The sequence below is a fragment of the Nocardioides sp. IC4_145 genome (assembly GCF_011250565.1).
Lineage (GTDB): Bacteria > Actinomycetota > Actinomycetes > Propionibacteriales > Nocardioidaceae > Nocardioides.
The window spans coordinates 32,386-44,544 of sequence record NZ_JAANMS010000012.1 but is presented as its reverse complement, the minus strand read 5'-3'; the positions used below and the strand labels follow the sequence as shown (position 1 = coordinate 44,544).

At 72.0% G+C, this 12,159-nt stretch carries 7 protein-coding genes; all 7 read left to right on the top strand.

Translation table 11 applies throughout. The features are described from left to right. Positions 1-30: 30 nt before the first annotated feature. Positions 31-630, top strand: a complete 600-nt coding sequence (locus G6553_RS07570) for an SCO family protein (RefSeq protein ID WP_347565574.1) — start codon at positions 31-33, stop codon at positions 628-630. Next, a complete protein-coding gene (gene lgt / locus G6553_RS07565; RefSeq protein WP_347565573.1) occupies positions 627-1,520 on the top strand; it encodes a prolipoprotein diacylglyceryl transferase in 894 nt (297 codons plus the stop codon). Before G6553_RS07570 ends, lgt begins: the two co-directional genes overlap by 4 nt. Positions 1,521-1,712: 192 nt before the next feature. Continuing rightward, positions 1,713-6,257, top strand: coding sequence for a glutamate synthase large subunit (gene gltB, locus G6553_RS07560; protein ID WP_347565572.1), 4,545 nt, complete (start codon positions 1,713-1,715; stop codon positions 6,255-6,257). A gap of 68 nt (positions 6,258-6,325) precedes the next feature. Further along, entirely contained in the window at positions 6,326-7,795 is a 1,470-nt protein-coding gene (locus tag G6553_RS07555) for a glutamate synthase subunit beta (protein ID WP_166190661.1), read from the top strand. Positions 7,796-8,009: 214 nt separating this feature from the next. Continuing rightward, the gene (locus tag G6553_RS07550; protein WP_166190659.1) at positions 8,010-9,377 is read left to right on the top strand and encodes a GntP family permease; all 1,368 of its coding nucleotides are present in this window, start codon (positions 8,010-8,012) and stop codon (positions 9,375-9,377) included. Beyond that, positions 9,374-10,597 carry a glycerate kinase gene (locus tag G6553_RS07545; RefSeq protein ID WP_347565571.1) on the top strand — a complete coding sequence of 408 codons (1,224 nt, stop codon included), beginning with the start codon at positions 9,374-9,376 and terminating at the stop codon, positions 10,595-10,597. Before G6553_RS07550 ends, G6553_RS07545 begins: the two co-directional genes overlap by 4 nt. 9 nt (positions 10,598-10,606) lie before the next feature. Further along, on the top strand, positions 10,607-12,070 hold the full coding sequence (gene pyk / locus G6553_RS07540) for a pyruvate kinase (protein WP_166190657.1): 1,464 nt from the start codon (positions 10,607-10,609) through the stop codon (positions 12,068-12,070). The last annotated feature ends 89 nt before the right edge of the window (positions 12,071-12,159 follow it).

Here is a 12,159-nt window from a genome sequence, read left to right as displayed (position 1 = left end):
GCCCGGCGGCCATCCACCGTCCGCGCCTCCGTGGCCGCCGCGCTCGCCGCGGTCCTGCTCGCCGGGTGCGGCAGCGGGAGCACCGGCGGCGGCGGGGACGACGACGGGTTCACCGGGAGCGTCGTCGACCCGCCGTTCGAGGTCGCGGCGACGCCGCTGACCGACACCGAGGGCGAGCCGTTCTCCCTGGCCGACGACACCGACGCCCGGCTGACGCTGGTCTTCTTCGGCTACACCCAGTGCCCCGACATCTGCCCGATGGTGATGCAGACGCTGACCTCCGGGCTCAACCGCCTCAGCGACGAGGAGCGCGAGCAGGTCGAGGTCGTCTTCGTCACGACCGACCCCGCGACCGACTCCGCCGGGGTGCTGCGCGACTACCTCGACCGGTTCGACCCGGCGTACGTCGGCGCGCGCAGCAACCTCGACACGATCGCGACCGTCGCGGAGTCGGTCGGCGTGTTCGTCGCCGACGGCGAGGAGCTGGAGTCCGGGGGCTATGACCTCGGCAGCCACGGCACCTACGTGATCGCCGTCGACGGCAACGACGAGGCGCCGATGTTCTGGCGGCAGGACACCTCCGCCGCGCAGTTCGCCTCCGACATCTCGGGACTGCTGGGGGACGCGTGAGCGCCGACCTGGTCGCGGGCCTGGTGGCGCTGAGCATCCCGAGCCCCAGCGAGGGCACGTGGTACCTCGGTCCCGTGCCGCTGCGCGGCTACGCGCTCGCGATCATCCTCGGCATCGTCGTCGCGGTCTGGCTCTCCGAGCGTCGCTGGGTCGCCCGTGGCGGCACGCCCGGCGACATCCAGGACCTCGCGATCTGGGGGGTGCCCTTCGGCCTGGTCGGCGGCCGGCTCTACCACGTCGCCACCGACAGCGGCCGCTACTTCGGCGAGGGGAACAACCCGGTCACCGCGCTGTACGTCTGGCGCGGCGGCCTGGGGGTCTGGGGCGCGATCGCGCTCGGCGCCGTCGGCGTCTACATCGGCGCCCGGCTCAAGGGCATCAAGCTGTTGCCGGTCCTCGACGCGATCGCACCGACCGTGCTGGTCGCGCAGGCGATCGGCCGCTGGGGCAACTGGTTCAACCAGGAGCTGTTCGGCGGGCCGACCGACCTGCCGTGGGCGTTGGAGATCGACCCGGCGCACCGGCCCTCGGGCTACCTCGACCAGGCGACCTTCCACCCGACGTTCCTCTACGAGTGCCTGTGGAACCTCGCGGCGTTCGCCGTCGTCATCTGGCTCGACCGTCGGCTGCGGCTCGGCCACGGTCGGGTCGCCGCGCTCTACGTGATGGCCTACACGCTCGGCCGCGGCTGGATCGAGATGCTCCGGATCGACGACGTCGAGCTCTCCGACGTCGGCGGGCTGCGCTTCAACGTGTGGACCTCGATCGTGCTGTTCGTGCTCGCGGCGGCGTACTTCGCCTGGGCCACACGCCGGCACCCGGGCCGGGAGACCAGCGTCCACACCGACGGACGTGAGGTCCGCGACGTCCGCGACGACGTCGGATCGTGAATAGGGCCTGCAACACGGTGGTAACCTGACGGCTCCGCGTGGGCCAACGTCGTCCCTGCACCTTCCTCAGCTTCTCGGGCCGATCCGGTCCGACCCGCTGAACCCTGCATGTGCCGACCAGCCGGCCGCCTCGTCCCGGAGCCTCGTTCGCGAGCCTCGGTGCGGGGACCGGCTCGACGACGGGAGAACCCAGTGCCCTACTCGCACGCGTTCCCGCCGCCCCAAGGGCTCTACGACCCCAGCCACGAGCACGACGCGTGCGGTGTGGCCTTCGTCGCGAACCTCTCAGGCGCCGCGAGCCACGAGATCGTCCGCCAGGGCGTGACCGCGCTCCTCAACCTCGACCACCGCGGAGCCGCGGGCGCCGAGACCAACTCCGGCGATGGCGCCGGCATCCTCATCCAGGTCCCCGACGCGTTCCTGCGCGAGGTCGTGGACTTCGAGCTCCCCGGGCGGGGTGCGTACGCCGTTGGCACGGCGTTCCTGCCCGGCGACGAGGAGGCCGTGGCCGCGACGCGCCGCCGCGTCGAGGAGCTCGCCGACGAGGAGGGCCTGGAGGTCCTCGGCTGGCGCGAGGTGCCGGTCGACCCCTCGCCGCTGGGTCAGACCGCGCTCGGCGTCATGCCGTCCTTCGCGCAGCTCTTCGTCGCCGGCAAGGGCTCGCGCCTGACCGGCCTGGGTCTGGAGCGGATGGCCTTCTGCCTGCGCAAGCGCGCGGAGCGGGAGACCGACGTCTACTTCCCGTCGCTGTCCTCGCGGACCCTGGTCTACAAGGGCATGCTCACCCCGGCCCAGCTCGACGAGGTCTTCCCGGACCTGCGCGACGAGCGCGTGACCTCGGCGATGGCCGTGGTCCACTCGCGGTTCTCCACCAACACGTTCCCGAGCTGGCCGCTCTCGCACCCGTTCCGCTACATCGCGCACAACGGCGAGATCAACACCGTGATGGGCAACCGGAACTGGATGCGCGCCCGCGAGGCGCTGCTGCAGTCCGACCTGATCCCCGGCGACCTCGAGCGGCTCTACCCGATCTGCACCCCGGGCGCCTCGGACTCCGCGTCCTTCGACGAGGTGCTCGAGCTGCTGCACATGGGCGGCCGCTCGCTGCCGCACTCGGTGCTGATGATGATCCCCGAGGCGTGGGAGAACCACGGCGAGATGGACTCCCAGCGCCGGGCGTTCTATGAGTTCCACTCCGCGATGATGGAGCCCTGGGACGGCCCCGCCTGCGTCGTCTTCACCGACGGCTCGCAGATCGGCGCCGTGCTCGACCGCAACGGCCTGCGACCCTCGCGCTACTGGGTCACCGACGACGGCCTCGTCGTGCTGGCCTCCGAGGTCGGCGTGCTCGACATCGACCCCGCGAAGGTGGTCCGCAAGGGCCGGCTCCAGCCGGGCCGGATGTTCCTCGTCGACACCGACGAGCACCGCATCATCGAGGACGAGGAGATCAAGGCCGAGCTGGCCGCGGAGCACCCCTACGAGGAGTGGCTGCACGCCGGGCTGGTCCACCTCGACGACATCCCCGAGCGCGAGCACATCGTGCACACGCACGCCTCGGTGACCCGTCGCCAGCAGGTCTTCGGCTACTCCCAGGAGGAGCTGCGGGTCATCCTCTCGCCGATGGCGAACACCGGTGCCGAGCCGATCGGCTCGATGGGCACCGACACGCCGATCGCGGCGCTGAGCGAGAAGCCGCGGCTGCTGTTCGACTACTTCAACCAGCTCTTCGCGCAGGTCACGAACCCGCCGCTGGACGCGATCCGCGAGGAGCTCGTCACCTCGCTCAACGGCACCATCGGCCCGGAGTCGAACCTGCTCGAGCCGCAGCCGGCCTCGTGCCGGCAGGTCGTGCTGCCGTTCCCGGTGATCTCCAACGACGACCTGGCCAAGATCCGACACATCAACCGCGACGGCGACATGCCGGGCTTCGTCACCCACGTCTCCCGCGGCCTCTACGAGGTCGAGGGCGGCGGTGCGGCGCTCGCCCGCCGGATCGACGAGATCTGCGTCGAGGTCAGCACGGCGATCGCCGAGGGCGCCCGGATCATCGTGCTCTCCGACCGGCACTCGACCGCCGAGCTCGCACCGATCCCGTCGCTGCTGCTCACCGGCGCCGTCCACCACCACCTGGTCCGCGAGAAGACCCGGACCCAGGTCGGCCTGCTCGTCGAGGCCGGTGACGTCCGCGAGGTCCACCACGTCGCCCTGCTCGTCGGGTACGGCGCGGCCGCGGTGAACCCCTACCTCGCCATGGAGTCGGTCGAGGACCTCGCCCGCGACGGGTACTACGTCAAGGCCGACCCCGAGGCCGCGGTCAAGAACCTGGTCAAGGCGCTCGGCAAGGGCGTGCTCAAGGTGATGTCCAAGATGGGCGTCTCGACCGTCGCCTCCTACACCGGCGCGCAGATCTTCGAGGCGGTCGGGCTCTCCTCGGCGGTCGTGGACCGGTACTTCACCGGCACGACCTCCAAGCTCGGCGGCATCGAGCTCGAGACCATCGCCGAGGAGGTCGCCCGGCGCCACGCCACGGCGTACCCCCGCGGCGGGATCTCGCCCACGCACCGCGAGCTGGAGACGGGCGGCGAGTACCAGTGGCGCCGCGACGGCGAGCCGCACCTGTTCGACCCCGAGACCGTCTTCCGCCTGCAGCACTCCACGCGCGCGGGCCGCTACGACGTGTTCAAGCAGTACACCGAGCGCGTCGACGAGCAGTCGGCACGGCTGATGACGCTGCGCGGGCTCTTCCGGTTCAAGGGTGCGGAGATCACCGGCCGCGACCCGATCCCGGTCGAGGAGGTCGAGCCGGTCGAGTCGATCGTCAAGCGGTTCTCCACCGGCGCGATGTCGTACGGCTCGATCAGCCAGGAGGCGCACGAGACCCTCGCGATCGCCATGAACCGGCTCGGCGGCAAGTCGAACACCGGCGAGGGCGGCGAGGACCCCGAGCGGCTCTACGACCCCGAGCGGCGCAGCGCGATCAAGCAGGTCGCCTCGGGCCGCTTCGGCGTGACCGCGGAGTACCTCACGAACTCCGACGACATCCAGATCAAGATGGCGCAGGGGGCGAAGCCCGGCGAGGGCGGCCAGCTGCCCGGCCACAAGGTCTACCCGTGGGTGGCCAAGACCCGGCACTCCACGCCGGGCGTGGGCCTGATCAGCCCGCCGCCGCACCACGACATCTACTCGATCGAGGACCTGGCGCAGCTGATCCACGACCTCAAGAACGCCAACCCGTCGGCCCGCGTCCACGTGAAGCTGGTCTCGGAGATGGGCGTCGGCACGGTCGCGACCGGTGTCTCCAAGGCGCACGCCGACGTCGTGCTGATCTCCGGCAACGACGGCGGCACCGGCGCCTCGCCGCTCACCTCGCTCAAGCACGCAGGCGGTCCCTGGGAGCTCGGCCTGGCCGAGACCCAGCAGACGCTGCTGCTCAACAACCTGCGCGACCGGATCGTCGTGCAGGCCGACGGCCAGCTCAAGACCGGCCGCGACGTCGTCGTGGCTGCCCTGCTCGGCGCCGAGGAGTTCGGCTTCGCCACGGCGCCGCTGGTGGTGTCGGGCTGCATCATGATGCGTGTCTGCCACCTCGACACCTGCCCGGTCGGCGTCGCGACGCAGAACCCGGTGCTGCGCGAGCGCTTCAACGGCAAGGCCGAGTACGTCGTGAACTTCTTCGAGTTCATCGCCCAGGAGGTGCGTGAGTACCTCGCCGAGCTCGGCTTCCGCAGCATCGACGAGGCCGTCGGCCGCGTCGACACCCTCGACGTCGCCGCGGCGGTCAACCACTGGAAGGCCGCCGGCCTGGACCTCACGCCGGTCCTGCACGTGCCGGAGCTGCCCGAGGGCGCCTCGCTGCGCAACACCGCCGGCCAGGACCACGGCCTGGAGAAGGCGCTCGACGTCACCACGCTCGTGCCGCTGGCGGAGGCCGCGCTCGAGCGCGGCGAGCCGGTGCGCGCGCAGGTCGAGATCCGCAACGTCAACCGCACCGTCGGCACGATCCTCGGTCACGAGGTCACCAAGCGGTACGGCGGCGCCGGGCTGCCCGAGGGCACGATCGACCTCACCTTCACCGGCTCGGCCGGCCAGTCCTTCGGGGCGTTCGTGCCGAAGGGCATGACGCTGCGGCTGGAGGGCGACGCCAACGACTACGTCGGCAAGGGCCTCTCGGGCGGCCGCGTCGTCGTCCGCCCCGACCGGTCGGCGCCGTTCCGCTCCGAGGAGCAGGTCATCGCCGGCAACACGATCGGCTACGGCGCCACGTCGGGCCGGATCTTCCTGCGCGGCGGGGTGGGCGAGCGCTTCTGCGTCCGCAACTCCGGCGCCTGGGCGGTCACCGAGGGCGTGGGCGACCACGCCTGCGAGTACATGACCGGCGGGCGCGTCGTCGTCCTCGGCCCGACCGGCCGCAACTTCGCCGCCGGGATGTCCGGCGGCGTGGCGTGGGTCCTCGACCTTGACCCGAGGCGGGTCAACCCCGAGCTCGTCGAGCTCTCGCCGGTCACCGGCGGGGCCGCGGCCGAGCTCGAGCAGCTGGTGCGCGAGCACCGGGAGGAGACCGGCTCGGAGATCGCCGCCGCGCTGCTGGCCGACTGGCCTGCCGCGCTCGAGCGCTTCACCGAGGTCATGCCGAGCGACTACCGCAAGGTCCTGGAGGCCAAGGCGAAGGCCGAGGCCGACGGGCTGGACGAGAACGAGACCGCCAACGCGATGATGGGAGCACTCCATGGCTGAGCGGCGCCCGACTGACCGGCACGACGTGAGCGGCTCCGGCCGCTCGACCATGGAGGGGGCTGCACAGCATGGCTGACCCGAAGGGATTCCTGAAGGAGGGTCGCGAGGTCGCGGCCCGGCGCCCCGTCGAGGAGCGCGTGCAGGACTGGAACGAGGTCTACCCGGGTTCGGCGGGTCGTGCGCTGCTGCCGATCATCGGGCCGCAGGCGAGCCGGTGCATGGACTGCGGCATCCCGTTCTGCCACCAGGGCTGCCCGTTGGGCAACCTGATCCCGGAGTGGAACGACCTGGTGTGGCGCGAGGACTGGGACGACGCGATCGACCGGCTCCACGCGACCAACAACTTCCCGGAGTTCACCGGCCGGCTCTGCCCCGCCCCGTGCGAGACGGCCTGCGTCCTGGGCATCAACCAGGACCCGGTGACGATCAAGAACATCGAGGTCACGATCGCCGACCGCGCGTTCGACTCCGGGTACGTCCGCCCGCAGCCGCCGGAGTGGCTCTCGGGTCGCACCGTCGCGGTGATCGGCTCGGGCCCGGCGGGTCTCGCCGCCGCGCAGCAGCTCACCCGCGCCGGCCACACCGTGGCGGTCTACGAGCGTGCCGACAAGATCGGCGGGCTGATGCGCTACGGCATCCCCGAGTTCAAGATGGAGAAGAAGTACCTCGACCGGCGCCTGGAGCAGATGCGCCGCGAGGGCACGGTCTTCCGGGCCGGCGTCGAGGTGGGCAGCGAGCAGCTGACCGCCGAGATGCTCCGCGAGCGGTACGACGCCGTCGTCATCGCCATCGGCTCGACCGTCCCGCGCGACCTCCAGGCCACCGGCCGCGAGCTCGGCGGGATCCACCAGGCGATGGAATTCCTCCCGCAGGCCAACCGGGCCGCGCTGGGGGAGACCGTCGAGGGCCAGATCACCGCGACCGGCAAGCACGTCGTCATCATCGGCGGCGGCGACACCGGCGCGGACTGCCTCGGCACCTCCACCCGCCAGGGCGCGGCCTCGGTCACCCAGCTCGAGATCATGCCCGAGCCGCCGGAGACCCGGCCCGCGGGACAGCCGTGGCCGACGTACCCCATGACCTTCCGGGTCTCCTCGGCCCACGAGGAGGGCGGCGAGCGGGTCTACGCCGTGTCGACCAAGGAGTTCCTCGGCGACGAGGACGGCAACGTCCGTGCGCTGAAGCTGGTCGACGTGACGTTCGAGGGTGGCAAGCTGGTCGAGATCGAGGGCACCGAGCGGGAGATCCCCGCCGAGCTGGTGCTCTTCGCGATGGGCTTCACCGGTCCGGAGCGGCCCGGCCTGGTCGAGCAGCTCGGCGTGGACCTCGACGATCGCGGCAACGTCGCCCGCGACTCCGGCTACCAGTCGTCGGTGCCCGGCGTCTTCGTCGCCGGCGACGCGGGCCGCGGGCAGTCGCTCATCGTGTGGGCGATCGCCGAGGGCCGCGCCGCGGCGGCGGCGGTCGACACCTACCTGACCGGGAAGACGGCCCTGCCGGCGCCGGTCAAGCCGACCGACCGCCCCCTGATGGTCTGAGCGGAGGGACCGGCCTGCGCCCCGGCGGGTGGCAGGCCGGTCCCCGTGCTCGACCGTGACGAGCGCGCCCGGGCCGGGTCGTCTCCTCCTCCTGTGCCTCCGCACTGACCTGGGCGCCGCGGGCCGTGCACCTGTGTGCGCCCCGGGGGTGCAACCCGACGGTCGCGCGGCTTAGCGTGACGGGCCTCACCTGTCCCCGTCCCCGGAGCGCATCATGGACCTCGTCCTCGTCCTCGTGGCCGTCGTCGCCCTCATCGTGGTTGCCACGACCGTCCTCAAGACCCATCCGTTCCTCGCGCTGCTGCTCGGCGCCTTCCTCGCCGCCTTCGGCTTCCGGATGCCCCTCGACGAGATCGTCGCCACGATCACCGGCGGGTTCGGCGGCATCCTCGGGGGGATCGGCATCGTGATCGTCCTCGGGACGGTCATCGGGGTCGTCCTCGAGCGCAGCGGGGCGGCGGTCACGATGGCCGAGGTCGTGATCAAGGTGCTCGGCCAGCGATTCCCGACGCTGACCATCTCGGTGATCGGCTTCATCGTCTCCATCCCGGTCTTCTGCGACTCGGGCTACGTCATCCTCAACTCGCTGAAGGAGTCGATCGCCCGCCGCACCAGCACCTCGATGGTCGCGATGTCGGTCGCCCTGGCGACCGGCCTCTTCGCCACGCACACGCTCGTGCCGCCGACCCCGGGTCCGATCGCGGCGGCCGGGAACCTCGGCCTCACCGACCAGCTGGGTCTGGTCATCCTGGTCGGCCTCGTGGTGGCCGTGGTCGCCGCAGGCGTGGGTCTGTTCTGGGCCAACCGTTTCACGGAGGCGGAGCCCGAGGGCGAGGGTGCCGACGAGCTGGCCGCTGCCGCGGAGGAGTTCGAGTCCTTCAAGGAGCGGTACGGCGCGCTGCCCGGTCCGGTCGCGGCGCTCGCGCCGATCCTCGTGCCCATTTTGCTCATCTGTCTCGGCTCGGTGGCGGCGCTGCCGGCCGCGCCGCTCGGGGACGGCACGCCGGCCGACCTGGTGCGCTTCGTCGGCGAGCCCGTGGTCGCCCTGCTCGTGGGCCTGGCGCTCGCTCTGTTGCTGGTGCGCCCCGGCGAGGGTGGCACGCGACGGGAGAGCTTCCGCGACGCGGTCACGGACGGCATCACCGCCAGTGCGCCGATCCTGCTGATCACCGGCGCGGGCGGCGCCTTCGGTGCGGTCATCCAGGCCACCGACATCGGGGACTACCTCGGCTCCAACCTCTCCGAGCTGGGCATCGGCGTGCTGATGCCGTTCCTGGTGGCGGCGGCGCTCAAGAGCGCGCAGGGCTCCTCGACGGTCGCGCTGGTCACGACCTCGGCCCTGGTGGCGCCGCTGGTGGGGGACATCGGGATGGACTCCGACCTGGGTCGGGTGCTGGTCGTGATGGCCATCGGGGCGGGCGCCATGACGGTCTCGCACGCCAACGACAGCTACTTCTGGGTCGTCACCCAGTTCTCGAAGATGAGCGTCGCCCAGGCCTACCGGACCCAGACCACGGCCACCTTGCTGATGGGGATCAGCGCGGCCGCCGTCACCTGGGTGCTGTCCCTGGTGCTGGTGTGAGTGGTCCCGGTGTGAACGCTCCGGGAGGGAGCGGGTTGCGGGTCGTGCTGTGTCCGGACTCGTTCAAGGAGAGCCTCACCGCGCCTGCGGTGGCCGCGGCGATGAGGCGAGGCATGGCGCGGGTCTGGCCGGCGGCCGACTTCGTCGAGGTGCCCCTGGCCGACGGTGGCGAGGGCACGGTCGAGGCGCTGGTGCGGGCCACGGGCGGGGAGCTGGTGACGCGGCGGGTGCGTGGCCCGTTGGGGCAGCCGGTCGACGCGGCCTACGGCCTGGTAGGTGACGGCAGGACCGCGGTGGTGGAGATCGCTGCGGCGTCAGGCCTGCACCTGGTGCCACCTGCGCGCCGCGACCCGGCGCGCGCATCGACGTACGGCACCGGTGAGCTGGTCGTCGACGCGCTGGACCACGGGGCGCGGCACGTCGTCCTCGGTCTGGGCGGCAGTGCCACCAACGACGGTGGCGCCGGCCTCCTCTCCGCGCTCGGTGCCCATGTCCTCGACGCGACCGGGAACCCGCTGCCCCCCGGAGGGGCTGCGTTGGCGGGCGTGGCGCACCTCGACCTCGCCGGCCTGCATCCGGGGCTGTCCGAGGTCGTGGTGGAGGCGGCTTGCGACGTGGACAACCCCCTCCTCGGACAGGAGGGCGCCACGGCGGTCTTCGGTCCGCAGAAGGGGGTGCTCGCGTCGGACGTGCAGGTGCTCGACCACGCGCTCGCGCGCTGGGCCGACGTGCTGGCCCGGGCATCCGGCGAGGACCGGCGCGACGAGCCGGGCGCCGGGGCGGCCGGCGGCGTCGGACTGGCTGTGGTCTCCGTGCTCGGGGGGACGTTGCGCCCTGGCTTCGAGGTCGTCGCCGAGGCGGTCGGTCTCCGCGACCTGCTGGCCGGTGCCGACCTGGTGGTGACGGGGGAGGGTCGCGTCGACGCCCAGACCGTTCGCGGCAAGGCGCCCGCAGGCGTGGTCGCCCTGTGCGGCTCGCTGGGCGTGCCCGTCGTCGTCATTGGCGGCGCCCTCGGCCCCGGCTTCGACGACGTGGTCGACGCTGGTGCCGTGGCGGTGTTCGGCTGCGTGGCGGCGCCGGGTGACCTGCCTGCCGTGCTCGCGGATGCCGTCGGCAACCTCGAGCGGACCGCCTCCCAGGTCGCCGCGACCTGGGAGGGCGGCCGTCGCTCGTCGGCTCGAGAGCACGCAGGTTGTTTGATCGATCCAAGACCTCGCTAGGCTGGGTGGGTGCGTAGAGCCAAGATCGTCTGCACCCTCGGCCCCGCGACCTCGTCGCCCCGGCGCATCCGGGAGCTGGTGTACGCCGGCATGGACGTCGCCCGGCTGAACATGAGCCACGGGTCGCACGAGGACCACGCCGAGGCCTACCGGCTGGTGCGCGAGGCGGCCGACGCCAGCGGCCACGGGGTCGGCATCTTCGCCGACCTCCAGGGCCCGAAGATCCGCCTGGAGAAGTTCGCCGGTGGGCCGGTCGAGCTCCGACGTGGCCAGGAGTGGACGATCACCACCCGCGACGTCCCTGGTGACGCCGAGGTCGCGGGCACGACGTACAAGGGCCTGCCCGGCGACGTGAACGTCGGCGACCCGATCCTCATCGACGACGGCAAGGTCCGCCTGCGGGTGACCGGTGTCGAGGGCTCCGACGTGCGCACCGAGGTGCTCGTCGGCGGCCGGGTCAGCGACAACAAGGGGATCAACCTGCCCGGCGTCGCGGTGTCCGTCCCCGCGCTGTCGGACAAGGACGAGCGCGACCTCCGCTTCGCGCTCCGCCTGTGCGTCGACTTCGTGGCGCTCAGCTTCGTGCGCAGCGCGGCCGACGCCGAGGACGTGCGCCGGATCATGCGCGAGGTCGGCGTCTCGGTGCCGGTCATCGCCAAGATCGAGAAGCCGCAGGCCATCGAGAACCTCGACGAGATCGTCGCGGCCTTCGACGGGTTCATGGTCGCCCGCGGCGACCTCGGCGTGGAGTGCCCGCTCGAGGACGTGCCGTTCCTGCAGAAGCGGATCATCGAGAAGGCCCGCCTCAACGCCAAGCCCGTCATCGTCGCGACCCAGATGCTGGAGTCGATGATCGCTAATCCCGCGCCGACCCGCGCCGAGGCCTCCGACGTCGCGAACGCCGTCCTCGACGGCGCCGACGCGGTGATGCTGTCGGGCGAGACGAGCGTGGGGGAGTACCCCGTGCACACCGTCGAGACCATGGCCCGCATCGTCGAGGCCACCGAGCGGCACGCGCTGTCCGCCGAGGCCGTCGACCACGTCTCGGCCATCGACTGGGACCCGCACACCAAGGGCGGCGTGATCGCCAAGGCCGCCCTCGAGGTCGCCGAGCGGGTCGAGGCGAAGTACGTCGTCGCCTTCACCCAGTCCGGCGACTCCGCCCGCCGCATGTCCCGTCTCCGCGGCTCCGTGCCGATCCTCGCCTTCACCCCCGAGGCCGCCGTCCGCTCCCAGCTGTCGCTCTCCTGGGGCGTGGAGACCTTCAAGACCGCCTCCGTCGAGCACACCGACGAGATGGTCCGCCAGGTCGACGAGCAGCTGCTCAGGATCGGCCGCGTCGAGGAGGGCGACCTCGTCGTCATCATCGCCGGCGCCCCTCCCGGCATCCCCGGCTCCACCAACGCCCTGCGCATCCACCGGATGGGCGACGCCATCAAGGGCGTCGCCCCCGCCTATCGCCGCGCCACCTGACCCGCCCCGGCCGGTCGAGGAGCGCGCCGGCGGGCCGTCGGTTCATCAAGGTATGCAGCAAAGCCCCCACTTCCCGGGGTGAACTCACC

Bases quoted from the DNA above. Each gene is read 5' to 3' on its own strand.
- G6553_RS07555 (WP_166190661.1), top strand. From the start codon at position 6,326: ATGGCTGACCCGAAGGGATTCCTGAAGGAGGGTCGCGAGGTCGCGGCC.
- G6553_RS07550 (WP_166190659.1), top strand. From the start codon at position 8,010: ATGGACCTCGTCCTCGTCCTCGTGGCCGTCGTCGCCCTCATCGTGGTT.